Genomic DNA, 23395 nt, shown 5'->3' with positions numbered 1-23395 from the left:
ACCTTGTGACGCCTTTGCGCGACCATGGGCAGGCCGCTACTACACTGACCCCATGAGCTCCCAACTGCTGATGATCGAAGACGATACCCGCCTTGCCGAGATGGTGGGCGAGTACCTGGGCCAGTCCGGCCTGGTGGTGACGCACCGCGCCGACGGCAAGAGCGGCCTGGCGCAACTGCAGGGGCCGGATGCAGCTGCCCTGCCTGACCTGGTGATCCTGGACCTGATGCTGCCCGACATGGATGGCCTGGAGGTCTGCCGCCGCATCCGCTCGCTGCAGGGCCCGGCTGCGCAGGTGCCGGTGCTGATGCTCACGGCCAAGGGCGACCCGATGGACCGCATCATCGGCCTGGAGCTGGGTGCCGACGACTACCTGCCCAAGCCGTTCGAGCCGCGCGAGCTGCTGGCGCGCATCCGTGCCATCCTGCGCCGGCGCACCGATGGCGGCACGCCGGTGGCCCAGGCCCTGCGCTTTGGCACGCTGGAGATCGACCGCGATGCACGCACCGTCACCGTGGCTGGCCAGCCGGCCGACCTGACCTCCTACCAGTTCGACCTGCTGGTGGCGCTGGCCGAGCGCGCAGGCCGCGTGCTCACCCGCGACCAGATCATGGAGGCCGTGCGCGGCCGCGAGCTGGAGGCCTTCGACCGCTCCATCGACGTGCACATGGGCCGCATTCGCGCAGCCATCGAGGTCGATGCCAAGAACCCGCGCCGCATCCTCACCGTGCGCGGCGTGGGCTACGTGTTCGCCAAACAGCAGGATTGAAGCCCGGTGAGCCTTTCCAACCCCTTCGCCCGGCGCCTGTACCTGCGCATCTGGCTCGCCGTGGTCGGCGGCATTGCGGTGCTCACGCTGGTCGTGGGCTGGGCCTGGCGCATTGCCGAGGAGCAGAAGGCGAGCAACAACCAGCCCTTCGTACCGCCCTCGCGCGAGATGGTGCTGCGCGATGCCAAGGGCGATGTGGTCTTTCAAGGGCCCGCGACGCGGCAGCCGTCGGAGCCAGGTGAGAACGTGGAGTTCCACATCGAATCCGACACCGGCCAGGCCTTTGTGCTGCAGATGGCACCGCGCCAGCCCCGCATCGGCGGGCGGCCCGGTAGCGGTCCCAACCAGGGCGACGCGGCCTTTTGGACCCGACCGCCCTTTGGCTTCCTGTGGCTGCTGGGCATTGTGGGCCTGGCCGTGGCGGCAGGGGTGTACCCCATCATCCGGCGCCTGACCCTGCGGCTGGAAGCGCTGCAGCGCAGCGTCAAGCATTTCGGCGAAGGCGATCTGTCCGTGCGCGTGCCCGAGCAGGGCCAGGACGAAGTGGCCGACCTGGCGCGCCAGTTCAATGCCGCAGCCGAGCGGGTGGAAACGCTGGTCAAGTCGCACAAGTCGCTGCTGGCCAACGCCTCGCACGAGCTGCGCTCGCCGCTCACGCGCATCCGCATGGGCATGGAGCTCATGGGCGGACAGCAGCCCTCGCCGACGTTCCGCGCCGAGATCCTGCGCAACATCGCCGAGCTCGACCAGTTGGTCGACGAGATCCTGCTGGCCAGCCGGCTGGACGCGCGCGAGGCCGACGTGGGCACCGTGGAGACGGTGGACCTGGTGGGCCTGGCAGCCGAGGAATGCGCGCGTGTGGATGCCGACCTGGACGTGGGCGCCAGCCCCGATGCGGTGGACGTGCGCGGCGTCTCCAAGCTGCTGCGCCGGGCCATCCGCAACCTGCTGGAGAACGCGCGGCGTTACAGCACCGGCGAGATCAGCGTGGTCGTGCACCGGCGCCAGGGCCATGCCGAGGTGCGCGTGTGCGACCACGGCCCGGGCGTTCCGCCCAACCAGCGCGAACGCATCTTCGAGCCCTTCTACCGCCTGCCGGGCGCCAGCGAGCGCGCGGGCGGCGTGGGACTGGGGCTGTCGCTCGTGCGCTCGATCGCCGGGCGCCACAGTGGCATGGTGTTCTGCGAAGACCGGCCCGATGGCGCCAGCGGTGCGTGCTTCGTGCTGCGATTACCGGTTACTTCTTCCAGCGCCACGCCATGAAGGCGTAGAGCGCGGCACCGAGCACCAGCACCGAGCCCGCTACACCGAGCGCCCAGTCGAAGCCCTGCGCCCGCGAGCCTGCGTGCGCCAGCAGCGCGGCTGCCATGGGCGGCCCGGCGATCTGGCCGATGCCATACAGCGCCGTGAGCAGCCCGGTGAAGCCCGCGCCCGCCTGCGGCCACTGGTGGCGCGCCTCCTGCAAGGCAAAGAAGGTGATGGCCGTGAACGGCAGGCCCAGCAGCAGGCTGCCCAGTGCAAAGCCCGCCGGCCCTGGCCAGAGCAAGCCCAGAGCAATGCCCACCGCCTGCAGCAGGTAGGCGCCGGCCAGCAGCCAGCGGCGGTCGCGGTGCAGCGCGATGCGCGTAGACAGAAAGGCCCCCAGCGCCACGCCTGCGCCGAACACCGGCCAGAACAGGTCGGGCCAGACCGAGCCGGCCGGCAGCGCACTGCGCGCGATGACCGGCAGGAAGGTGGCGGTGACGATGTAGCCCAGGCCCGCCAGGCCATAGGCCACGGCATGCAGTGCCCGCTGCGCTGCAGGCGCCGGCAGTGAGGCTGCAGCGGACGGCCCCGCCGGGTTGCCCTGCGCCTCGCCGCCACGCAGCACCTGCCAGATGCCGGCACACAGCAGCGCCGCCAGTGCGGCAAACGTGGCCCAGCCGGCTGCCGCACTCCAGCCCGCAGCGACCATGGCGCCGGTGGGCAAGCCGGTCACCACAATGCCCAGCCCCGGCCCGCAGAAGATCAGGCCGGCGAGCTGGGGCCGCCCCAGCCGGGCGAGCTGGCCCATGCACCAGTTGGCCGTGCCCAGAAACACCAGGGCACTCGCGACACCCGCCAGAAAACGCAGCAGGGGCCACGACGCGGGCCAGGGAAAGGCCAGCACTCCGGTCAGCAGCACCGTGGCCACCAGCCCGCCGCGCGCCAGGGCCGCATTGCCCGGGACTGCGCCCAGGCGACGGCCCAGCCACGGCAGGGCCATGTACAGCAACGCCCCGGCAAGGTAGCCGGCGTAGTTGGCCGTGGCCAGCCAGCTGCCCGTGGCGATATCCACCACGCCGTCGTGCAGCATCATCGGCAGCAGCGGGGTGAAGGCGAAGCGGCCGATGCCCATGGCGACCGCGAGGGCGACCATGCCGGCCAGGGCGACCCGCAAAGGCGCCGTGTCGGCGTCATGCACGCGGGCGGGGGAAGGGGAAGACACCTGGTCCATGCGGGAGATATCGGAAAGGATTGCCACGGCGGATGCCGCTGCGTATCATCTTACCAAGAGATTGAATTTCTGTAATTCATACTATTTCAAGATGGTTGAATCTTCTTCATCCTTGCTGGACCTTGCGGCCCTGGACATCTTTCGCACCGTGGCGGCCGAAGGCAGCGTCACGCGCGCGGCCGAGCGGCTGGGGCGCGTGCAGTCCAACGTGACCACCCGGGTGCGCCAGCTGGAGGCGGACCTGGGCGCCACCCTGTTCCTGCGCGAAGGCAAGCGCATGGCCCTCACGCCCGAGGGCCAGGTGCTGCTGGGCTATGCCGACCGGCTGCTGGCGCTGGCCGAGGAAGCGCGCCAGGCAGTGCGCCCGGGGCCCCCCGGTGGGCGCTTGCGCCTGGGCTCGATGGAAAGCACGGCCGCGAGCCGCCTGCCCGTGCCGCTGGCACGCCTGCATGGCCAATGGCCGGGCGTGGCGCTGGAGCTGTCGACCGCACCCACGCGCGAACTGGTGGAACGGCTGCGCGCCCATGCGCTCGATGCGGTGCTGGTGGCCTGGCCACCGGGCCAGGCCCCGGACCCGGCGCTCGAGACCCAGGCCGTATTCACCGAAGACCTGCTGCTGGTGCTGCCCGCCGGCCACCCTGCCGTGGCCGGGCCCGGGGACGTACAGCCCGGCACGCTGGCGGTTTTCGAGCCGGGCTGCACCTACCGCCGCATCGGGCAGGACTGGTTCGCCCCCCGGCCGCAGCCCATGCAGGTGCTGGAGCTGGGCTCGTACCACGCCATTCTGGCCTGCGTGGCCGCCGGCAGCTGCGCGGGCATCGTGCCGCGCTCGGTGCTGGCCATGACGCCCCACGCCGGGCTGCTGAGCCACCAGCCGATCACCCGCATCGACACCCTGCTCACCTGGCGCAAGGGCTACCGCTCCAGCGCGCTCGACGCCCTGCAGCAGGCGCTGTCCGCTGCCTGACCGTTATTTCCCTTCCCCCGCTTCAGGAGCCCGCCATGACCGACCGCAGCCTTCGCACGGCCCTTTCACTGCGCCTGCCCATCATCCAGGGGCCGATGACCGGCTCCGACACGCCGGCCCTGGCGGCTGCCGTATCCGCTGCGGGCGGGCTGGGCTCCCTGGGCTGCGGCATGCGTTCGCCCGCCGCCATGGCCGAAGCCGCCGCCGAGGTGCGCCGGCGCACCGATCGGCCTTTTGGCATGAACCTCTTCGTGCAGGACACGCCCTCACCCGACGCGGCCACGGTAGACGCCGCCGTGGCGCGGCTCGCGCCGCTGTACGCCGAGTTCGGCCAGAAAGCGGCCGTGCCCGCGCGCTGGTGCGAGGATTTTGCGGCGCAGTTCGATGCGCTGATTGCCGCGCGCCCTGCAGTAGCAAGCTTCACCTTCGGCATCCTGTCCGCCGTGCAGGTGGAGCGTCTGCACGCTGCGGGCTGCTATGTGATCGGCACCGCGACCACGGTCGCCGAGGCCGTGGCCTGGGCCGACGTGGGGGCCGACGGGGTTTGTGCCTCGGGCATGGAGTCGGGCGGGCACCGGGGCACCTTCCTCGGTGATTTCGCCTCCTCGATGATCGGCACCATGGCCCTGGTGCCGCGCTGCGTGGACCTGCTGCAGCCACGCGGGGTGGCCGTGGTGGCGGCCGGCGGCATCATGGACGGGCGCGGCATCGCCGCCGCGCAGGCACTGGGGGCCGAGGCGGTGCAGATGGGCACAGCCTTCCTCGCCTGCGATGAATCGGGCATCGGCGCGCCCTACCGCCAGGCGCTGGCCACTGCCAAGGGCACCGACACGCGCACCACGCGGGCCCTGACGGGGCGCGCCGCGCGCGGCATCGTCAACGCGCTGATGGACCGGCTGCAGGTCGATGAAATGGCCGTGCCGCCCTACCCCGTGCAGAACGCGCTGACGGGAGCGCTGCGCAAGGCCTCGAACGAGGCGGGCCGGGCAGACTACCTGTCGCTGTGGGCCGGCCAGGGCGTGGAGGCGGTTCGGCCCATGGCCGCCGCTGCGCTGATGGCGCTGCTCGAAGAGGAATGGAAGCAGGCCTGCGCGCGCGTGGGCGCTGCGCACTGAAGCACGAAGCTCAGCGCGTCCAGGGCAGGTCGCGGGCCGTGCCTTGGATAACGGGGTGCTCGCGGTGCAAAACCTCGCCGGCCAGCACGCGCTCGTAGTAGCGCAGGTAGCCGCGTGCCATGGCCTCGGCGCTGAAGTGCTGCTGCACATGGGCGTGGCAGGCGCGCGGGTCGGCCTTGTGGGCCCGCACGGCCTCGGCCAGTTCGCTGGCGCTGGCCGACAGGCTGCCGCACTCGGCAGGCACCAGTTCGGGCAACGCGCCGTAGGGCGTGCTGAACACCGGGCAGCCGAAGTACAGGCTCTCGATCACCGCCAGGCCAAAGGGCTCGTGCCAGCGCACGGGGAAAATCAGGCCGCGCGAGGCGTTGAGCAGCTCGTTCTTCTGCTGGCCGCCGACCATGCCGAAGAAGTGGATCTTGCGCGACAGCGTCCAGCGAAAACCGCGCTTGAAGTTGACGCGGTCGCCGCCGAGCACGTCGAGATCCACACCCGCCAGCTTGGCCACCTTGATGGCGCCGGCCACGTTCTTCACGCCCCAGGCCGCCTTGCCCAGGAAGTGGTAGTGCGAGCGCGGGCGATCGAAGTCCACCGGGCCATAGGCCGACCAATCGAGGCCGTTGTAGACGAACTCGGTCGATCCATAGCGCGCGGCATGGTTGCGCGAGAGGAACACCGTGTTCAGCGGCAGCGGCTTGGGCTTGCGCGCGTTGCCGTGCTCGGTGACGAGGTAGGGGCGCGAAGGTTCGCTGCGCGGGTTGAACTGGAAGTGGGTGATATCCACGTCGGCCGGGATCTGCGCGTCCCACGGCTCGTCAGGCTTGATCGGCAGCACCTGGGCGAAGTCGCAGCTCGAGCCCTCGGGCACCAGGTAGCTTACGCGGTGGCCCAGTTGCACCAGGGTCTTGCCCAGGTCCCAGATCACGCGCTCGGTGCCGCCGTAGCCGTACACCGGGATGGAGGAGTTGTTGACCAGCAGGATGTGCATGGAATGGAGGATACCTGTCGTCAGAAGGGGCGGCCGCAGCCGATGCGGGTGCGCCGCTCATGCAGGGCCGCCAGCACCAGCGGGCACATGAAGAGGTAGAACATGTTGCCGCTGTTGTGCGCCAGGAACACCTGGGTCAGGCCGAAGCCGATATACGACAGCGGCAGCATCACGCCCACCAGGCACAGCGAGAGCGATTCGCGGTCCATCTTGCCCGCGCCGTCGCGGATGCGCCGGGCCGTGGGCCAGAACATGACCAGCGGAATGCCGTAGAACGCCAGCAGCAGCAGCACGCCGGGCAGGCCGCGCTTGGCGAACAGGTCCAGCGCCTCATTGTGCGCGTGGCCGAATTCGAGCACCACGGGGTGGGCCAGGCCAGCGGCGACGCGGCGCGCCTTCTCCTGCTCGTAGCCGGCCCGGCCCCAGCCGGTAAACGGCCGGTCCCAGCCCATCTGCCAGGCCAGTTGCCAGTGGGCCAGGCGCTGGCCCACGGAGCTGCGGCCATCACCGCGCTGCTGGTAGGTCTGCACCTCCTGGCGTGCTTCGTCCACGCGCTGCTCGACGGCCGGCACCTGCGACAGGGCCGCAGCGGCCAGCGCCAGAGCACACAGGCCCCAGTAAACACGGCGCTGGCCCGTGGTGCGCACCAGCAGCCAGGCGCACACGGGCAACAGCAGCACCAGCGCCAGCCAGCCGCCGCGCGATTGCGACAGGACCGAGCCCACCGCGCCGAGCACGATGGCGGCCGTGAGCAGCAGCCGCTGCCAGGCCACCCAGCGCTTCCACTGCACCACCAGCAGCAGGCCGCTCATCACGGCCAGCAGCATGCTCAGGTTGCCGTACTGGATGGCATTGGTAAAGCCACTGGCGCGTGGCAGCACCTGCACGCCAATCTGGTACATGCCCACCAGCCCGCTGCCCACCGCGCCCACCGCCACGCCCATCCACAGCCAGGAGGCGCGCGGCTCGAAGGTCATGAGGTAGAAGATGCAGGGCAGTGCCAGCAGGTACTTGACCGGGCGGTCCATGCTGCCCCAGCCCCAGGTGGCACCCACGTCAAGCAGCCACAGGGCGGCCATGCACGAGAAGGCAGCCAGCAACCACCAGGCGGCGCGCGGCGCGGGGCGCTTCCACCACACCGGGGCGCTGGCCAGCGCCGCCAGCAGCAGCAGCGCCGCGCCGTAGGAATAGCCCGAGGGCAGCCACAGGGCCAGGCCAGGCACCATGAATGCGCCGATGCTCGCGCAGCGCCCGAACCAGCGGTAGGACCGGACCGTCACCGTATCACCCGCCCCGTGAGGCTGTCGCGGTCGTAGTGCAGGGCGGCATACCGGAAGAAGCCCTCCAGCGCCACGAACAGGCAGTACAGGAAGCCCGCGCCCCCGCACAGGAAACCCAGGCGGAACACATACAGGCGCAGGAACATCGAGCCGCCCGAAGCCAGGCCGCGCAGCACGCCACCGCGCTTGCCCGCCTCGGCCCGCTTGGCGGCGCCCAGCATCACATACTGGGTGAGTTTTTCAAGACTGGTGCGCACGGAGTTGCGCGTGTAGTGCAGGAGGCGGGCGCGTACCAGGTGGCGCGGCACGGCCGTTCCATCCGGTTCGGGGTACAACTGCGCCTGCTCGTGCACCACGCCCGTGAACTCACGGACCATGGAGCGCACGAAGAGCCGCTCGATGCGCGACTGCGACAGGAAATAGCGCAGCTCCTGGCCAAAGGCCACCATGCGCCAGCGGATGGTCCACACCCCGCGCGCGCCCGAGCGCACGATGGCCTGCAGCTCCTGCTGGAAGGCGGGTGTCATGACCTCGTCGGCATCAAGGAAGAACACGTAGTCGCCGCGCGAGTGGGCCAGCAGCCGGTTGCGCTGCACGGCAAAGCCCTGCCAGTCGGGGTAGGAATGGACCTCTGCACCCAGGCCCTGGGCCAGGGCGACGGTGTTATCCGTGCTGCCGCTGTCGACCACCAGCACCTGGTCGGCGAAAGCGGCGCTGCACAGGCAGGCTTCGATACGGTGCGCTTCGTTGTGCGTGAGCACCGCCACCGTGAGCGTGGGCGACGCCTTCGCGTCGCCAGCGGCCGCCGACATCCGTCAGTGGCCAGCGTGCACGTGCTCGCCCGCCTTGAGGCGGTACACCGTGCCGCAGTAGGGGCACTTGGCCTCACCGCTGCGGGCCACGTCCAGATAGACCTTGGGGTGGTTGTTCCAGATTTTCATGTCCGCCTTGGGGCTGGGGCAGAAGACCCCGCCCTGGGCGTTCAGGTCCTTGGCCAGCAGTTCGATCGCAGCTTGGGACATGGTTCAGACCTTTGCCAGCCAGTGGGCATATTGGGGATTGCGGCCGTTGACGATGTCAAAGAAGGCGCTCTGGATCTTTTCGGTGATCGGGCCGCGGCTGCCGCTGCCGAGCTCGATGCGGTCGAGCTCGCGGATCGGCGTGACTTCGGCAGCCGTGCCGGTGAAGAAGGCTTCGTCGGCGATGTAGACCTCGTCGCGCGTGATGCGCTTTTGCACGATCTCCAGGCCCAGGTCCTTGGCGATGTGGAACACGGTGTTGCGCGTGATGCCGTTCAGGGCGCCGGCCGACAGGTCGGGGGTGTAGATCACACCGTTCTTGATCACGAAGATGTTCTCGCCCGCGCCTTCGCTCACGAAACCGCTGCTGTCCAGCAGCAAGGCTTCGTCGTAGCCGTCGTCCAGCGCTTCCATGTTGGCCAGGATGGAGTTGGTGTAGTTGCTCACCGCCTTGGCCTGGGTCATCGTGATGTTCACGTGGTGGCGGGTGTAGCTGCTGGTCTTGACGCGGATGCCGCGTTGCATGCCCTCTTCGCCCAGGTAGGCGCCCCAGGCCCAGGCGGCCACCATCAGGTGGATCTGGTTGCCCTTGGGTGAAACACCGAGCTTTTGCGAGCCGATCCAGGTCAATGGACGCAGATAGCCCGACTCCAGGTTGTTTTCGCGCACGACGGCCTTCTGGGCCTCGTTCACTTCTTCCTTGCTGAAGGGGATCTTCATGCGCAGGATCTTGGCACTGTTGAACAGGCGGTCGGTGTGCTCTTCGAGGCGGAAGATGGCCGTGCCGTCGGCGGTCTTGTAGGCGCGCACGCCTTCGAACGCGCCGCAGCCGTAGTGCAGGGTGTGGCTCAGCACGTGGATCTTGGCGTCGCGCCAATCCACCATCTGGCCGTCCATCCAGATCTTGCCGTCACGGTCGGCCATTGAGGGAACTACGGGGCTCATGGGTGTCCTTTGAATTGCTGTGGGTCGCAAAAGAGCGATTTTACGGGGCTGGCGGCACCTCGGCCACTGGGGCAACTGCCTGCGGCACCTCTTCCTCCTGCGCCGGGCGCACGAGCTCCCACTTCACGAGCTTGCCGTTCTTGAACTCGCAGGTCACGAACGAGCGGCTGCCATCCGTCCAGCGGTACAGCTCCGGCTGGGCGCCGTCGTCCGACAACAGCTGTCCCAGCGAGCGCGTCATGGCCACCACATGCATCAGGTTCACCCCGGCCCGCAGCTTGGCGTTGAGCATGACGGCGCTGCCCACATGGCCGATGGGCCGGTCTGCCGCTTTTTTCAGCACATTCATCAGGCGCGTGAAGTGCAGCAGCGCCCACATCAGGAGCCCGCCCCCCACAGCGGCCACGCCTGGCCACCCATAGGACACGAAACCGAACACCAGGGCACCCACGGCAGCGAGCGGAACGAAGATATTGCGCAAATTCATGGGCGGTATTGTCATATGGCCAGCGCGTGCCGCCGTACGTGAAGACCGCAGGTCTTGCGGGTACTGCCCGGCCGATGGGCGCCAAAAACCCGCGCAGGCCGCACCAGAATGGCCCAAACGGCAGGTTCGTTGTGCAAACGCTACATCAAATGCATATGGGTGCCTAGCGTATGGCGCAACCATGCGCTGCGGTTTACGCTCGCTGGTTGATACAACCTGATACGCCGGGTGACGCCTGCGGGAGCACAAGCCATGAAACTGGACAACATACGCCTTTCCCCCAAGCTCTGGGGGTCTATCGTGGGCCTGCTGGGTGCCATGCTGCTGGTCTCCCTCTGGTCGCAATACCAGGCCTCGCAGGTCATGGCGCAGACGCTGGCGTCGCTGGAGGCGTTCGAACAGCGTATCTCCCTGGCCCAGCAATGGAAAGGCGCGACCGAAACCACGGGCGAGCGCGTGCTGGCCAGCAATTCCACGCCCGATGCGGAGCTGACCACGCTGTTCGACGCACGCGTGAAGGCGGGCGTGACCGGCATCTCCGGCATCCAGTCCAAGGTGGTGGAACTGGCCACCAGCCCCGCCGACAAAGCTGCGCTGGAGCGCGTGGCCAGCGAACGCACCAATGTGCTGGCGCTGAACAAGCAGGCCCGCGAGATCAAGCTGGCTGGAGACGCTGCCGCTTTCAAGACCTTCGTGGAGTCGAAATACCTGGGCGCCATCGGCCGCTACGTGGATTCGCTGGAAGCCTTCGTGCAGCTGCAGCAGTCGCAGCGCGACACGGCCAAGCAGGAGGCCGCAGGCGCCATGGCCCGTGCCCGCGCGCTGGCCTGGACCATCCAGGCCGTGGTGTTCCTGCTGGGACTGGCACTTTCCTTCCTGCTGGTGCGCTCTATCACCCGGCCGCTGAACGATGCCGTGCAGCTGACCGACGCCATTGCCGGTGGCAACCTCACCGTGCAATCCTCGGATGAACGCCAGGACGAGTTCGGCCACCTGCTGCGCTCGGTCTCGCAAATGGCGGCCAGGCTGCGCGGCCTGGTGTCGGAAGTGCGCAGCGGCGTGGATTCGATGTCCAACGCCTCGGTGGAGATCGCCACCGGCAACCATGACCTCTCGTCGCGCACCGAGCAGACCGCCGCCAACCTGGAGGAAACCGCCGCCAGCATGGAGGAGCTGACCGCCACCGTGACCCAGTCGGCCGACACCGCACGCCAGGCCAACCAGCTGGCCAGCACGGCCGCGCAGGCCGCCGGCCGGGGTGGCGATGTGGTGGCCCAGGTGGTGACCAGCATGCAGACCATCACCCACAGCTCGCGCAAGATCGCCGACATCATCGGCACCATCGACGGCATCGCCTTCCAGACCAATATCCTGGCGCTCAATGCCGCCGTGGAAGCGGCCCGGGCCGGCGAACAGGGCCGGGGCTTTGCCGTGGTGGCCAGCGAGGTGCGCGGTCTGGCGCAGCGCAGCGCCGAGGCGGCCAAGGAGATCAAGGGCCTGATCACGGCGTCGGTGGAATCGGTGGAGACCGGATCCGAGCAGGTCACCCAGGCCGGCCAGGCCATGGACGAGATCGTCAGCAGCGTGCGCCGCGTGTCGGACCTGATCGGCGAAATCACTGCGTCCTCGTCCGAACAGCGCGACGGCATTGCCCAGGTGAACGTGGCCGTGACCCAGCTCGACCAGATGACGCAGCAGAACGCCGCGCTGGTCGAGGAATCCGCAGCCGCCGCCTCGTCGCTGCGCGATCAGGCCCAGCGCCTGGCCGAGGTGGTGTCGGTGTTCAATGTGGGCTACCAGCCGGCCGCTGCCGCGCCTGCGCCCCGGCCCGTTGCAGCGCGTGCCCCGGCACCACGCCCGGCTGCGGCAGCCCCCGCCAAAGTCACTGCACCTGCCAGCGCAACCCGCAAACTGCAGGCCCCCAGGCCCGCGCCCGCAGCCGCCAAAGCCCCCGTACCTACCGCCGCCAGGCCCGCCCCCAAGGCCAAGGGCTCGGACGACGACTGGGAGTCCTTCTGACTCCGCGAAACTGAAAGGCTGAAAGCCTTCAGCCCATCTCGCGCACGACGTTCATCGCCTCTTCCACGCGCTCCACGGCGTGGATGGTGAGCCCCTCGATGGGCTTCTTGGGCGCATTCGCCTTGGGCACCACGGCCACGCTGAAACCGAGCTTGGCGGCCTCCTTGAGCCGCTCCTGCCCGCGTGGCGCGGGCCGCACCTCGCCAGCCAGGCCCACTTCGCCAAACGCCAGAAAGCCCCGCGGCAACGCCTTGCCGCGCAGGCTCGACGTGATGGCCAGCATCACGGCCAGGTCGGCTGCAGGTTCACTGATGCGCACACCGCCCACCGCGTTCACGAACACGTCCTGGTCCATGCAGGCCACGCCCGCATGGCGGTGCAGCACGGCCAGCAGCATGGCCAGGCGGTCCTTGTCCAGGCCCACCGACAGGCGCCGGGGGCTGGGGCCGCCGCTGTCCACCAGTGCCTGGATCTCCACCAGCAGCGGGCGGGTGCCTTCCAGGGTGACCATCACGCAGCTGCCCGGCACGGGCTCGCTGTGCTGGCTCAGGAAGATGGCGCTGGGGTTGCTCACGCCCTTGAGGCCCTTCTCGGTCATGGCGAACACACCGATCTCGTTGACCGCACCGAAGCGGTTCTTGATGGCGCGCACCAGGCGGAACTGGCTGTGCGTGTCGCCCTCGAAGTAGAGCACCGTGTCCACCATGTGCTCGAGCACGCGCGGGCCGGCAAGCGCTCCTTCTTTGGTGACGTGGCCGACGAGCACGATGGCCACACCCGAGGACTTGGCCGCGCGTGTGAGGTGCGCCGCGCATTCGCGCACCTGGGCCACCGAGCCTGGTGCCGAGGTGAGCTGGTCGGAGTACACCGTCTGGATGGAGTCGATCACGGCCACGGCGGGCTGCATGGATTCGATGGTGGCCAGGATCTTTTCGAGCTGGATCTCGGCCAGCACGTTGACCTGGCTGTGATCCAGCCCGAGCCGGCGCGAGCGCAGCGCCACCTGGGCGCCGCTTTCCTCGCCGGTCACGTACAGCGTGGGCAGGCCCGCGCGCTGCAGCGCATCGAGCGCCTGCAACAGCAAGGTGGACTTGCCGATGCCCGGGTCGCCGCCGATCAGTACCACGCCGCCCTCGACGATGCCGCCACCCAGCACCCGGTCAAGCTCGTCGATGCCGCTGGGTGTGCGCTCCACGTCGCTGGCCTCGATGGCCGACAGCGGCATCACCGCCTGGGCCTGGTTCAGGCCTGCGAACTGCGCGCCGCTGTAGCGGTTCTTGCCCGGCCCGGCCTCGGCCACCTGCTCGATCAGCGTGTTCCAGGCGCCGCAGGCGGGGCACTTGCCCAGCCAGCGCGGGCTGGTGCCGCCGCATTCGGTGCAGGTGAAAACGGTTTTTTCTTTGGCCATGGCGTGGGAAATGGGGACAAACAGAAGGCAGGCTGGTGACTATACCGGCCAGCCCCGCCAAGGTGCATTGCCGGGGCAATTGGCGCACATCTGCCGCAGGGTGTGCACAACCCGTACGATGGCGGCCTTGCACCAGAGCCAGAAAGAGACGCACGCATGCAAACCCCCATCAACCCCTTCAAGCAGGCCATGGCCCAAGGCCGCGCGCAGATCGGCCTGTGGCTGGCCCTGGCCGATGCCTACAGCACGGAGATCCTGGCCGGCACGGGCTACGACTGGCTGCTGCTCGATGGCGAGCACGCGCCCAACGACCTGCGCTCGCAGTTGCACCTGCTGCAGGCCGTGGCCAGCGCCACCAGCGCGCTACCCGCTAGCGCGCAACCACCCCACGCGATTGCGCGCGTGCCCGTGGGCGACACGGCGCTGATCAAGCAGTACCTGGACATCGGGGTGACCACACTGCTGGTGCCCATGGTGGACACGGCCGAGCAGGCCCGAGGCCTGGTGCGCGCCACGCGCTATGCGCCCGAGGGCGTGCGCGGCATGGGCAGCGCCCTGGCGCGCTCCTCGCGCTGGCAGGCCTACCCAAACTACGTGCACGAGGCCAATGCCCAGGTGTGCCTGCTGGTGCAGGCCGAGACCGTGCAGGCCATGGACAACCTGGACGCGATTGCCGCCGTCCCCGGCGTGGACGGTGTGTTCATCGGCCCGGCCGACCTGTCGGCATCAATGGGCCACCCGGGCCATCCTGGCCACCCCGACGTGCAAGCCGCCATCACCGAAGGCATTGCGCGCATCCTGCGTGCGGGCAAGGCGCCGGGCATCCTGGCCACCAACGAAGCGCAGGCGCGCCAGTGGCTGGCGGCGGGCGCGCTGTTCGTGGCCGTGGGCGTCGATACCATGCTGCTGGGCAGCGCGGCCAGGCAGTTGCTGGCGCGCTTTCGCGCGGGCGCCCCAGCCGCAATGCCCAATGGCTACTGAACACCCTTCGATATGGAAAGCAACGCAACGATGAAAGCATGTATCTACGGCGCCGGCGCCATTGGCGGCTGGATCGGACTGGCCCTGGCGCAAGCGGGCAGCGAGGTCAGCATGGTGGCGCGCGGCGCCACGCTGGCGGCCCTTGAGGAACACTGCCTGCGCTTGCGCCGCCCCGATGACAGCGTGGTGCGTGTCCCAGTGCGCGCCAGCGACAGCCCGGCCGCATTGGGCGTGCAGGACCTGGTGGTGGTGGCCGTGAAGGCGCCGGGCCTGCCCGAGGTGGCGCGCGCCATGGCCCCGCTGATCGGGCCCGAGACCGTGGTGCTGACCGCGATGAACGGCGTGCCCTGGTGGTTCCTGGGTGGGTGCAGCGGCGCGGCGCAAGGCCGCACGCTGGAATCGGTGGACCCCTGCGGTGCCATCGCCCGTGCCATCCCCGCGGGCCAGGTGCTGGGCAGCGTGGTGCACACCAGTTGCTCGCTGGAGGCACCGGGCTTCGTCAAGCAGCACTTCGGCAACCGCCTGATCGTGGGCGAGCCCGATGGCAGTGCCAGCACGCGGCTGCAGGCCCTGGCCGATGCGCTGCAGCGCGGTGGCATCGACGTGGAAGTCTCCACGAACATCCAGAAGGACATCTGGTTCAAGCTCTGGGGCAACCTCACGGTGAACCCGATCAGCGCGCTCACGGGCGCCACCACCGATCGCATCCTCGACGACGACCTGGTGCGCGGCTTCGTCTCGGCCGTGATGCTGGAGGCAAAGGCCATCGGCGAGCAGCTGGGCCTGCCCATCGACCAGCAGCCCGAGGACCGCCATGCCGTGACACGCAAGCTCGGCGCCTTCAAGACCTCGATGCTGCAGGATGTGGAGGCCGGCAAGCCCGTGGAGATCGACGCCCTGGTGGGCGCTGTCCACGAACTGGGGCAGATCACCGGCATCCCCACCCCGCACACCGCCGCCCTGCTGGGCCTGGCGCGCCTGATGGCCCGCACCCGCGGTTTGTACTGATTTCCTACCCCACCATCCGACCATGCTCAAACTCTATTCCGCCCCCGGTACCTGCTCCCTGGCCGCGCACATCGCCCTGCACGAGGCCGACGCCGGCCATGAACTGGTGACGCTGGACTTTGCCAATCAGCAGCAGCGCAGCCCCGAGTACCTGGCCATCAACCCCAAGGGCCGGGTACCCACGCTGGTGACGGAGCGTGGCGTGCTGTCCGAAACGGTCGCACTGCTGCTGTACATCGCCCAGCGCTTTCCGGCCGCGAAGCTCGCCCCCCTGGAAGACCCGTTCGCGCTGGCACATATGCAGGAGTTCAACAGCTACCTGGCCTCCACCGTGCACGTGAATCACGCCCATGGGCGGCGCGCCGGGCGCTGGGCCGACGAGGCCAGCTCCATCGCCGATATGCAGCGCAAGGTGCCGCAGACCATGACCGAGGCCTTCAACGTCATCGAAACCCACTACCTGCGGGGCCCCTGGGTGCTGGGCGAGGCGTATTCGGTGGCCGATGCCTATCTGTTCACCATTGCCTCGTGGCTCAAGTCGGATGGCGTGGACATTGCGCTTTTTCCCAAGGTGGCTGCGCACACCGCGCGCATGCTGGAGCGCCCCGCCGTCCAACGCGCGCTGGCCTGATGAAAAAAGCCCTCGCAGCCTGAATGGCTGCGAGGGCTTTTTTTCTGGTGAATCCGGGGGCCGTCAGTTGACCTTCAAGATTCTCCAGTCGACGCGGTTGTCGGCCCGGTGCACGATATCCACCTTCTGCGTGGCCGCCCAGGGAATGATCTGGTTGTACAGCGGGATGTGCGAGATCAGTTCGTGGTCGGCGATCAGGGCCTTTTCGATCAGGCCGTTGCGCGTGGCGGTGTCAGTTTCCTTCTTGATGCGCTCGATCAGCGCGTCCTGCTGCGGGTTGGAGAAGCGGCCCAGGTTGAAGTTGCCGTCACCGCCGGCACCGCTGGAACGGACCAGCGACTGCAGCGAGTAGAAGGCGTCAAACGTCGGCACGCCCCAGCCCAGCAGGTAGATGCTGGCCTCGTTGCGCTGGATCATCGGGAAGTAGGTGGCAAACGGCAGCGAGCGCAGCTTGGCTTTGATACCGATCCTGGCCCACTGCGCGGTGATGGCCTGGCACAGCTGCTCGTCGTTGATGTAGCGGCCCGCGCTGCAGGCAAAGTCGACCTCGAAGCCCTGCGGGTAGCCGGCCTCGGCCAGCAGCTTCTGCGCGGCGGCGGGGTCGTAGGGCCAGCGTGCGTCGGCCTTGGGCGTCCAGCCGTTGACCTGGCGCGCGATGATGGCGCCCGTGGGCTGGGCCAGGCCGCGCAGCACCACGCGCTGGATGGCGCTGATGTCGATGGCCTGGTAGAGCGCCTTGCGCACGCGCACGTCCTTGAGCGGGTTCTTGCCCTTCACGTCGGAGCCCGGCAGCTCCTCGCGGAACTGGTCCAGGCCGAGGAAGATGGTGCGGTTCTCGGCGCCATCGAGCACCTTGAGGTTGGGCGTCTGGCGCACGCGCGGCAGGTCCTGCAGGCCCGGGTCGAGCACGAAGTCGAGCTCGCCCGAAAGCAGCGCGGCCGTGCGCGTGGCGTCGGACTTGATTGGGGTGTAGACAATCTGCGTCACGTTGCCGCCGTACTTGCCCTTGCCCCACCAGGTGGGGTTGGCCTTGAGCACCAGGCGCTGGTCGGGCGTCCACGACTCGAGCACGAAGGGACCGGTGCCCAGCGCATTGCGGTGCGAGAAGGGCTCGTCCTTGGTCTTGATGTCCTTGGGCGTGACGGCATTGTTCTTCTCGGCCCAGGCCTTGCTCAGGATGCGCAGCTCGGTGAGCTGGTTCACGAGCACGGGATTGGGCACCTCGGAGAAGATGTCGATGGTGTACGCATCGACCTTTTCCACCCGGTCGATTCCCTGGGTGTAGACCGCGAAGTTGGAGGTCTTGGCCTTGGCGCGTTCGAGCGAGAACTTGGCGTCGTCGGCGGTGAACTCGCTGCCGTCGCTGAATTTGACACCCTTGCGCAGGGTCAGGCGCAGTTGCGTGGGGCTCACGCGCTTCCACTCGGTGGCCAGCGAGGGCTCGGGCTTGAAGGTCTTGCTGTTGTATTCGACCAGGGTGTCGTACACAGAGGCATGCAGCGTGTTGTTCACGCCCACGTTCTGGGCATGGATGTCCCAGGAGGACAGGTCGGTGGAACGCGACCAGCGGAAGGTGTTGGCATGGCTGGCCAGGGGCAGCGCGCCGGCCAGCGCAGCCGCCAGCAAGAGGGATTGGAATCGCATGAAAGGTAGGCCTGTACAGAAAGTCTTAGTGCGCTGCACTATGGACCGGGCCGCCCTCCAAGCGAACGAATTTCTCGTTGTAACCTTATGCGCCGCGCCCCCAGGGCGCCTGCCGGGTTTCAATGCAGCAGCAACCCCACGGCCAGTGCGACCATCATGGCCGCCACCACGGCATCGAGCACGCGCCAGGCGTGGGGTGATGCGAACAGCGGTGCCAGCCAGCGTGCGCCCCAACCCAGCGCGGTGAACCACACCAGGCTGGCCAGGCTGGCGCCAGCCGCAAAGCCCATGCGCAGCGAAGGTGGGTAGGGGCTGGCGATGGCCCCCAGCAGCAGCACCGTGTCCAGGTATACATGGGGGTTGAGCCAGGTGAAGGCCATGGCGGTGAGGACCACGGGCTGCCATCCGGCTGGCGCCGTACCGTCGGTTGCTACCTGCATCGCGGCGGGCTTCCAGGCCCGCAGCAAGGCGCGCGCCGCATAGGCGAGCAGAAAGGCGGCGCCCAACCAGCGTGCGGCCACAAGCAGCGCGGGGTGGGACTGCACGGCCGAGCCGAGCCCCCACACGCCGGCCTGCACCAGGATGGCGTCGGACAGCGCACACACCACCACCACGGGCAACACATGCTCACGCCGCAGGCCCTGGCGCAGCACGAAGGCGTTCTGCGCGCCAATGGCGATGATCAGGATGGCGGTCGAGGAAAAGCCGTTGGCAAAGGCCGAAGAAAGGTTCATGGAACCGATGGTGCCCAGCCGTGGAGGGAAAGAAAAGCTATACTTTTTTTCTACCCGTAAGCAAAACTGAATGCACCTCGACACCGCCCAACTCGCCGCGCTGGCCGCCGTGCTGGAGGAAGGCAGCTTCGAGCGCGCGGCACTGGCATTCCACGTCACGCGCTCGGCCGTGTCCCAGCGCGTCAAGCTGCTCGAAGAGCGCGTGGGCCAGGTCCTGGTCCGCCGCGCCTCGCCCTGCACCCCCACCGACGCCGGTCAGGCCTTGCTGCGCCACGCCCAGCAGATGGCGCTGAGCGAGGCCGACGCCTTGCGCAGCATTGCGGGCAGCAGCGCCAGCCTGGCACCGGTGCGGCTGGCGCTGGGGGTGAATGCCGATTCGCTGGCCTCGTGGTTCGTGGACGCCATGGCCCGGGCCGCGCAGCCCAGCGAGGGCACGGCCCCGCCCATCACCTTCGACATCCACGTCGAGGACCAGGACCATTCGTCCGAGCTGCTGCGCCAGGGCCGTGTGATGGCCGCCGTGACCGCCGAGCCGCAGCCCGTGCAGGGCTGCCAGGTGGTGCGCCTGGGCACCATGCGCTACCGGGCGCTGGCCAGCCCCGCGTTCATGGAACGCCACTTTGCCCAGGGTGTGACCGCCGCAGCGCTGGCCCAGGCACCCGTGCTGGTCTTCAACCGCAAGGACGCCCTGCAGGAGCGTTTCATGCGCCGCATCGCCCGGCGCGCGCTGGCGCCACCAGTGCACTGGCTGCCCTCGTCCCAAGGCTTCGTCGCGGCCACCCTGGCCGGGCTGGGCTGGGGCATGAGCCCCGACCAGCTGGCACGCGAGGCCATCGACGCCGGCCATCTGGTGGAGCTGGCGCCCGGCAAGCCAGTGGACGTGGCGCTGTACTGGCAGTTCTGGCGCCTGAACGTGCAGGCACTGCAGCACATGACGCAGGCAGTGCAGCAGGCCGCAGCGGCGTCCCTGCTACCGTGACCGTGGGGGATCAGGCCTGCAGGTCTTCGTGGTGGTCGGCCACGCCTTTCTTCCAGTAAGCCGCGATGCGCATGCGCTTGGGGTTCACGCCCGGCTTGGCCAGCACCACCTTGCGCAGGGCCGCCATGTCGGCGTGCTCGCCGGCCGCCCAGACATAGCCATCGCCTTCGGGGATCGCCAGCGCCTGGGCCGCCTCGGGCAACGAAGCCACCCACTGCAGATCCAGCTTCGCGGCGCTGGCCAGGGGCCGCTGGTCGGCGGGGTTGCTCACCTGGATGCGCACCGTCGCGGAGGCTTCGGCCGGCAGCTCGGCCAGGCGGCGCACGATGGCGGGCACGGCGGTCTCGTCGCCCAGCAGCCAGTGCCAGGCAAAGGCGGTGGGCACCACCATGCTGCCGCGCGGGCCGGCCACGCCCACCCAGTGGCCCACGGCCGCAGCGGCGGCCCAGTCCGATGCGGGGCCGGCGTCATGCAGGGCCACCTCGATGTCCAGCTCGCCTTTGGCAGTGTCGTAGTGCGCGGGGGTGTAGTCGCGCAGCACGGGGCGCGGCTCGGACATCACCGGGCGGCCATCCTGGACCGTCGGCAGCGAGGCCCGCTCCTGCCCGGGGTGCGGCAGGATGAGCTTGATGTGGTCGTCAAAGCCCGCGCTCACGAAGTCGGCCAGATCCGGCCCGCCCAGCGTGAGCCGTACGAAGCCGGGGCTGACCTCGGTGCGGCGCAGCACTTGTGCATGGCGGGCCTTGAGGGTGTGGAGCACGCGGGTGATGGCCAGAGGATCGGTAAAGGCAAGGGGGTTGGAGGCTTCTGTGGTCATGATCTAAAATGTTGACTTAATCAACCAGATCATCCGCCAAAAAGTTGACTTTGTCAACCGGTTGGCTTCGCCATGCACCGCAACCGTCCCCCTGCCGATGTCTTTGAAGCGATGCACGACCTCATGCATGTGTACCGCGCACACATGGTGCGGGCCATGGCGGCCATCCACCCCGATCTGACGATGAACGAGGTGCGCGCCCTGGGCTTCATCGGCCGCCACCCCGGGGCCACCCAGAAAGACTTGGTACGCCACAGCGGCGCCGACAAGGCCCAGGTGGCGCGCATGGTGGCCCAACTGGCCGAGCGCGGCTGGATCACCAGCCACCCCAACCCCGAGGATGGCCGCAGCCGCATCCTGGCCCTGAGCGCGGACGGCCAGGCCCTGCAGGACACGGTGCGCGGCCTGCGCCAGACGCTGTCGGCCCGGCTGCTGGAAGGCTGCGATGCAGGCACGCAGGCGCAACTGCTCGCGCTGCTGGAACAATTGCGCGGCGAACTCGACACCCTGCCGCCACCTGCTGCCCCCTGCCATCACCGGGGCTGAGGTTCCTTCGGGGGAATGCGCGCCGTGCCTCCCACCAGGCGTTGCGCACCTGCGTCGGTGTGCGCAGTCGAAGCGCTCGCAATTGCAAATTCTGTAAAACTTTACGTGCAATCGTTAATATTCGCAGGTAACTTAGGGTTTCTTGCGGCATCGGCCGCCGACAAAGCCCGCCAACGCGGCGGCAAGAAAGGTGTGGCAAGTGGGAGCGTCAGCGGCAGCACAGCACCAGCACGCCCTTGCGTTGCGCCCGGCAACGCAGACGGACGCCGCCTTTTTGAGCACGGTGTACCGGTCTGTGCGCGAGCCCGAATTGCAGGCCATGGGTTGGCCTGAAGCGCAGATCGACGATTTTTGCAACCTGCAGCACCGCTTGCGCACGGCAGGCTACGAACAGTACCTGCCGCCGGTGGAAAGTGCTGTGGTTCTGCGCGAGGGCAGCCCCGTTGGATTGTTGGCGGTATGCCGCAACCCGGAGCGCTGGGTGCTCGTCAGCGTGGAACTGCTGCCTGCCGCACGAGGCAAGGGGATTGGCACCCAGCTGCTCGCCCGCCTGCAGCGCGAGGCTGCGGCGGCCGGCGTGGGGTTGGGGCTGCAGGCCGCCAGCGGCAGCCCCGTGCTGCGGCTGTGCGAGCGCTGCGGCTTTGCGAGCGTGGCCAACGATGGAATGGTGCAACGCATGGAATGGCCGCACGAAAAGCCACGGGGGGCTCGAAAGCCCGCGAAGAGTGGCGCGGACGACAAGACAGTGGACTGATTGAACCAGGAACAGAACCCGATGGAATTTCAAGAAACCGCGCCTCTGGCCCACCAGGCCCTGGAATCGGAAGGCCGCCGCCGCTTTGTGGCCCAGGCGGGCATGGTGACGGTCTCCATGGCCCTGGGTGGCTCGGGCCTGGCCTCAGCGGCCGTGCCGCAGCCCTTGAACGCGTGGCCCCAAGGCCCGGGCAGGGCACTGCGGGTAGGCCTGCTGTTGCCCGATGCAAGCCCTTATCCGCTGCTGGGTGCGCAGCTGCTGGCGGGCGCTCGGGCCTTTGCGGCGCAGCCCGGCAGCTCGCCCTTGCAGTTCACCCCGGTGGTGTACGGCAGCCGCCCCAGCCAGGCCGAGCCCGTGGTGGCGCATCTGCTGGCCAGCGGGCAGGTGGACCTGCTGGCCGGATTTGTGTGCGCGAACACCGCCGCGCAGTGGGAACCCCTGCTGGCCGCGCACCAGGTGCCGCTGCTCGTGGGCGATGCAGGGGCCAATGCCCTGGCGCCCCAGGCTCGCTCCGAATGGGTGGTTCGCAACAGCCTGGGCTATTGGCAGGCGGCATGGGCCGCCGGCCGCTGGGCCGCAAAGGCACTCGGGCCCCGCGCCCTGGTGGCAGTGGGACCGGCAGACAGTGGCTTTGACCAGTTGCCCGCGTTCGAGCGCGGCTTTGCATCGGCAGGCGGGCGGGTACAGGCCACCATGTTCACGTCGGCACCCGACGGCACCAGCCGGCTGGATGCCCTGGCCCGGCAGGTGCGCCAGACGCGACCGGATTTCGTCTATGCCTTGGCATCAGGCGCCGGCACCAGCGCCTTTCGCCAGTTCTGGAACACTTCGGCCATGGCCTCCCAGGTGCCCCTGGTGGCGGCAGGCATGCTCGCCGAAGACATGGCGGCTTTCTCCCTGGCTGGCCAGGTGTGGGCTGCGCGCGCCTCGCAGGTCCCTCCCGGCAACTCCGCCACCGCAGCTCCCGGGGTGTCGGGTTCAACACCGTTCCATCTGCTGGGCTACGAGATGGCGCAGCGCATGCACGCAGCGGCCCTCACCAGCAGCGGCCGCGCCGGCGGGCTGGCTCTGGCAGCAGGCATGGCATCGGCCGTGCTGCAGACACCGCGCGGGCGAATTCACCTGGATCCGGCCACGGGCGAAACCGTGGCCCCCATCTACCTGCATGGCCTGCACCAGGGCCCCGGCGCTGCGCCCATGGCATTGCCAACCGTAGGTGCCGCAGCCTGCCTGGGCGTATGCGAGACCCTGACCAGCCGCGTGGCCGGCACCTACCTCACCGCGTGAAAACCATGAATACCAAGGAAAGCAACTGACATGGCACAACCCTATGTTGGAGAGATCCGCATGTTCGCCGGGAACTTTGCGCCGGCGGGCTGGGCGTTCTGCCACGGCCAGCTCCAGGCGATTTCCGAGTATGAAACCCTCTTCCAGTTGATTGGCACCTCCTATGGCGGCGATGGGCAAAGCACGTTTGCGCTGCCCGACCTGCAAAGCCGGGCCCCGGTCCATCAGGGAAACGGCTACATCCTCGCCGAGACAGGCGGGGTGGAAACCGTGACGCTCACGGTCAACCAGATTCCTGCACACAACCACGCGCTGGCCTACGGTGTGGGCACCCAGGCATCGCCCCAGGGCGGGCTGCTGGGCCTTACCCCTGCGCGGGATTTCCGCTACTCCAGCGCCACGGCCAATGCCCAACTGAAGGCAGACGTTATGGCCGCCGCCGGAGGAAGCCAGCCGCACGACAACCTGTCTCCCTACCTGGCGCTGAACTTCATTATTTCCCTGTTCGGGATATTCCCGAGCCCGAACTGAGCATCGAGGTCCT

The 23395-nt window shown here is 68.6% G+C and carries 24 protein-coding genes; 13 read left to right on the top strand and 11 right to left on the bottom strand.

Going from position 1 to position 23395, the window contains the following annotated elements:
• Positions 1–52: 52 nt before the first annotated feature.
• On the top strand, positions 53–769 hold the full coding sequence (locus QYL93_RS29060; protein WP_057202655.1) for a response regulator transcription factor: 717 nt from the start codon (positions 53–55) through the stop codon (positions 767–769).
• Positions 770–775: 6 nt separating this feature from the next.
• The gene (locus QYL93_RS29055) at positions 776–2032 is read left to right on the top strand and encodes an ATP-binding protein (protein ID WP_305746936.1); all 1257 of its coding nucleotides are present in this window, start codon (positions 776–778) and stop codon (positions 2030–2032) included.
• On the opposite strand, the gene QYL93_RS29050 is transcribed toward QYL93_RS29055, so the two are convergent.
• The gene (locus QYL93_RS29050; protein ID WP_370877067.1) at positions 2007–3245 is read right to left on the bottom strand and encodes a YbfB/YjiJ family MFS transporter; all 1239 of its coding nucleotides are present in this window, start codon (positions 3243–3245) and stop codon (positions 2007–2009) included. The genes QYL93_RS29055 and QYL93_RS29050 overlap by 26 nt on opposite strands.
• A gap of 115 nt (positions 3246–3360) precedes the next feature.
• Here QYL93_RS29050 and QYL93_RS29045 point away from each other — a divergent pair, with 115 nt between their 5' ends.
• Together QYL93_RS29045 and QYL93_RS29040 are read left to right on the top strand one after the other, a co-directional pair.
• Complete coding sequence (locus QYL93_RS29045) at positions 3361–4212, top strand: LysR substrate-binding domain-containing protein (protein ID WP_305746945.1); 852 nt, start codon at positions 3361–3363, stop codon at positions 4210–4212.
• A gap of 35 nt (positions 4213–4247) precedes the next feature.
• On the top strand, positions 4248–5327 hold the full coding sequence (locus tag QYL93_RS29040) for a nitronate monooxygenase family protein (protein WP_305746935.1): 1080 nt from the start codon (positions 4248–4250) through the stop codon (positions 5325–5327).
• Between the two features lie 10 nt (positions 5328–5337).
• Here the strand turns inward: QYL93_RS29040 and QYL93_RS29035 are convergent, their stop codons facing one another.
• Genes QYL93_RS29035 through QYL93_RS29010 form a run of 6 tightly spaced genes read right to left on the bottom strand, consistent with a single transcriptional unit; the run spans position 5338 to position 10043 of the window.
• Positions 5338–6312, bottom strand: a complete 975-nt coding sequence (locus QYL93_RS29035) for a glycosyltransferase (protein WP_305746934.1) — start codon at positions 6310–6312, stop codon at positions 5338–5340.
• 20 nt (positions 6313–6332) lie between these two features.
• Positions 6333–7592: an O-antigen ligase gene (locus QYL93_RS29030; RefSeq protein WP_305746933.1), complete on the bottom strand. Its 1260-nt coding sequence runs from the start codon at positions 7590–7592 to the stop codon at positions 6333–6335.
• Complete coding sequence (locus QYL93_RS29025; RefSeq protein ID WP_305746932.1) at positions 7589–8404, bottom strand: glycosyltransferase family 2 protein; 816 nt, start codon at positions 8402–8404, stop codon at positions 7589–7591. Before QYL93_RS29025 ends, QYL93_RS29030 begins: the two co-directional genes overlap by 4 nt.
• Positions 8405–8407: 3 nt before the next feature.
• A complete protein-coding gene (locus QYL93_RS29020; RefSeq protein ID WP_057202661.1) occupies positions 8408–8614 on the bottom strand; it encodes a zinc-finger domain-containing protein in 207 nt (68 codons plus the stop codon).
• Positions 8615–8617: 3 nt separating this feature from the next.
• Positions 8618–9556, bottom strand: coding sequence for a branched-chain amino acid transaminase (locus tag QYL93_RS29015; protein WP_057202662.1), 939 nt, complete (start codon positions 9554–9556; stop codon positions 8618–8620).
• Between the two features lie 40 nt (positions 9557–9596).
• Positions 9597–10043: a glycerate kinase gene (locus tag QYL93_RS29010; protein WP_179682507.1), complete on the bottom strand. Its 447-nt coding sequence runs from the start codon at positions 10041–10043 to the stop codon at positions 9597–9599.
• A 252-nt stretch (positions 10044–10295) separates the two neighbouring features.
• Between QYL93_RS29010 and QYL93_RS29005 the strand changes: the two genes are divergently transcribed.
• Positions 10296–12062 carry a methyl-accepting chemotaxis protein gene (locus tag QYL93_RS29005; RefSeq protein ID WP_305746931.1) on the top strand — a complete coding sequence of 589 codons (1767 nt, stop codon included), beginning with the start codon at positions 10296–10298 and terminating at the stop codon, positions 12060–12062.
• 28 nt (positions 12063–12090) lie between these two features.
• On the opposite strand, the gene radA is transcribed toward QYL93_RS29005, so the two are convergent.
• The gene (gene radA / locus QYL93_RS29000; protein ID WP_305746930.1) at positions 12091–13470 is read right to left on the bottom strand and encodes a DNA repair protein RadA; all 1380 of its coding nucleotides are present in this window, start codon (positions 13468–13470) and stop codon (positions 12091–12093) included.
• Positions 13471–13626: 156 nt separating this feature from the next.
• Here radA and QYL93_RS28995 point away from each other — a divergent pair, with 156 nt between their 5' ends.
• From QYL93_RS28995 to QYL93_RS28985, 3 genes are read left to right on the top strand one after another with little or no spacing between them, the layout of a single operon-like run.
• On the top strand, positions 13627–14451 hold the full coding sequence (locus QYL93_RS28995; RefSeq protein ID WP_305746929.1) for an HpcH/HpaI aldolase/citrate lyase family protein: 825 nt from the start codon (positions 13627–13629) through the stop codon (positions 14449–14451).
• 30 nt (positions 14452–14481) lie between these two features.
• Positions 14482–15459: a 2-dehydropantoate 2-reductase gene (locus QYL93_RS28990; RefSeq protein WP_305746928.1), complete on the top strand. Its 978-nt coding sequence runs from the start codon at positions 14482–14484 to the stop codon at positions 15457–15459.
• A gap of 22 nt (positions 15460–15481) precedes the next feature.
• Positions 15482–16090, top strand: a complete 609-nt coding sequence (locus tag QYL93_RS28985; RefSeq protein WP_305746927.1) for a glutathione S-transferase family protein — start codon at positions 15482–15484, stop codon at positions 16088–16090.
• 63 nt (positions 16091–16153) lie between these two features.
• Here QYL93_RS28985 and QYL93_RS28980 read toward each other — a convergent pair whose 3' ends face one another.
• Positions 16154–17734 (bottom strand): ABC transporter substrate-binding protein, encoded by a 1581-nt coding sequence (locus tag QYL93_RS28980; RefSeq protein WP_305746926.1) that lies wholly within the window; start codon positions 17732–17734, stop codon positions 16154–16156.
• A gap of 119 nt (positions 17735–17853) precedes the next feature.
• Complete coding sequence (locus QYL93_RS28975) at positions 17854–18468, bottom strand: LysE/ArgO family amino acid transporter (RefSeq protein ID WP_305746925.1); 615 nt, start codon at positions 18466–18468, stop codon at positions 17854–17856.
• A 70-nt stretch (positions 18469–18538) separates the two neighbouring features.
• On the opposite strand from QYL93_RS28975, the gene QYL93_RS28970 reads away from it, so the two are divergent.
• A complete protein-coding gene (locus QYL93_RS28970; RefSeq protein ID WP_305746924.1) occupies positions 18539–19447 on the top strand; it encodes a LysR family transcriptional regulator ArgP in 909 nt (302 codons plus the stop codon).
• 10 nt (positions 19448–19457) lie between these two features.
• Here the strand turns inward: QYL93_RS28970 and QYL93_RS28965 are convergent, their stop codons facing one another.
• Positions 19458–20264: a siderophore-interacting protein gene (locus QYL93_RS28965; protein ID WP_305746923.1), complete on the bottom strand. Its 807-nt coding sequence runs from the start codon at positions 20262–20264 to the stop codon at positions 19458–19460.
• 72 nt (positions 20265–20336) lie between these two features.
• Here QYL93_RS28965 and QYL93_RS28960 point away from each other — a divergent pair, with 72 nt between their 5' ends.
• The 4 genes from QYL93_RS28960 (at position 20337) to QYL93_RS28945 (ending at position 23382) form a co-directional block, all read left to right on the top strand.
• A complete protein-coding gene (locus tag QYL93_RS28960; protein WP_305746922.1) occupies positions 20337–20810 on the top strand; it encodes a MarR family winged helix-turn-helix transcriptional regulator in 474 nt (157 codons plus the stop codon).
• Positions 20811–21051: 241 nt separating this feature from the next.
• Positions 21052–21564, top strand: a complete 513-nt coding sequence (locus tag QYL93_RS28955; protein ID WP_305746921.1) for a GNAT family N-acetyltransferase — start codon at positions 21052–21054, stop codon at positions 21562–21564.
• A gap of 21 nt (positions 21565–21585) precedes the next feature.
• Positions 21586–22851, top strand: a complete 1266-nt coding sequence (locus QYL93_RS28950; protein WP_305746920.1) for an ABC transporter substrate-binding protein — start codon at positions 21586–21588, stop codon at positions 22849–22851.
• Positions 22852–22881: 30 nt separating this feature from the next.
• Entirely contained in the window at positions 22882–23382 is a 501-nt protein-coding gene (locus QYL93_RS28945) for a phage tail protein (protein WP_305746919.1), read from the top strand.
• The last annotated feature ends 13 nt before the right edge of the window (positions 23383–23395 follow it).

The sequence above is a fragment of the Acidovorax sp. A1169 genome (assembly GCF_030704685.1).
Classification (GTDB): Bacteria; Pseudomonadota; Gammaproteobacteria; order Burkholderiales; family Burkholderiaceae_C; genus Acidovorax.
Note: the sequence above shows the minus strand (reverse complement) of the source record. Positions and strands in the feature narration are given on the sequence as shown.

Excerpts from the sequence above, each read along its gene's own strand:
- QYL93_RS28950 (WP_305746920.1), top strand. The coding sequence starts at position 21,586 with ATGGAATTTCAAGAAACCGCGCCTCTGGCCCACCAGGCCCTGGAATCG.
- QYL93_RS28990 (WP_305746928.1), top strand. The coding sequence starts at position 14,482 with ATGAAAGCATGTATCTACGGCGCCGGCGCCATTGGCGGCTGGATCGGA.
- QYL93_RS29025 (WP_305746932.1), bottom strand. The coding sequence starts at position 8,404 with ATGTCGGCGGCCGCTGGCGACGCGAAGGCGTCGCCCACGCTCACGGTG.
- QYL93_RS29050 (WP_370877067.1), bottom strand. The coding sequence starts at position 3,245 with ATGGACCAGGTGTCTTCCCCTTCCCCCGCCCGCGTGCATGACGCCGAC.
- QYL93_RS28995 (WP_305746929.1), top strand. The coding sequence starts at position 13,627 with ATGCAAACCCCCATCAACCCCTTCAAGCAGGCCATGGCCCAAGGCCGC.
- QYL93_RS29060 (WP_057202655.1), top strand. The coding sequence starts at position 53 with ATGAGCTCCCAACTGCTGATGATCGAAGACGATACCCGCCTTGCCGAG.
- QYL93_RS28985 (WP_305746927.1), top strand. The coding sequence starts at position 15,482 with ATGCTCAAACTCTATTCCGCCCCCGGTACCTGCTCCCTGGCCGCGCAC.
- QYL93_RS28975 (WP_305746925.1), bottom strand. The coding sequence starts at position 18,468 with ATGAACCTTTCTTCGGCCTTTGCCAACGGCTTTTCCTCGACCGCCATC.
- QYL93_RS28945 (WP_305746919.1), top strand. The coding sequence starts at position 22,882 with ATGGCACAACCCTATGTTGGAGAGATCCGCATGTTCGCCGGGAACTTT.
- QYL93_RS29010 (WP_179682507.1), bottom strand. The coding sequence starts at position 10,043 with ATGAATTTGCGCAATATCTTCGTTCCGCTCGCTGCCGTGGGTGCCCTG.
- QYL93_RS29020 (WP_057202661.1), bottom strand. The coding sequence starts at position 8,614 with ATGTCCCAAGCTGCGATCGAACTGCTGGCCAAGGACCTGAACGCCCAG.
- QYL93_RS29005 (WP_305746931.1), top strand. The coding sequence starts at position 10,296 with ATGAAACTGGACAACATACGCCTTTCCCCCAAGCTCTGGGGGTCTATC.
- QYL93_RS29035 (WP_305746934.1), bottom strand. The coding sequence starts at position 6,312 with ATGCACATCCTGCTGGTCAACAACTCCTCCATCCCGGTGTACGGCTAC.
- QYL93_RS28960 (WP_305746922.1), top strand. The coding sequence starts at position 20,337 with ATGCACCGCAACCGTCCCCCTGCCGATGTCTTTGAAGCGATGCACGAC.
- radA (WP_305746930.1), bottom strand. The coding sequence starts at position 13,470 with ATGGCCAAAGAAAAAACCGTTTTCACCTGCACCGAATGCGGCGGCACC.
- QYL93_RS28970 (WP_305746924.1), top strand. The coding sequence starts at position 18,539 with ATGCACCTCGACACCGCCCAACTCGCCGCGCTGGCCGCCGTGCTGGAG.
- QYL93_RS29015 (WP_057202662.1), bottom strand. The coding sequence starts at position 9,556 with ATGAGCCCCGTAGTTCCCTCAATGGCCGACCGTGACGGCAAGATCTGG.
- QYL93_RS29040 (WP_305746935.1), top strand. The coding sequence starts at position 4,248 with ATGACCGACCGCAGCCTTCGCACGGCCCTTTCACTGCGCCTGCCCATC.
- QYL93_RS28965 (WP_305746923.1), bottom strand. The coding sequence starts at position 20,264 with ATGACCACAGAAGCCTCCAACCCCCTTGCCTTTACCGATCCTCTGGCC.
- QYL93_RS28980 (WP_305746926.1), bottom strand. The coding sequence starts at position 17,734 with ATGCGATTCCAATCCCTCTTGCTGGCGGCTGCGCTGGCCGGCGCGCTG.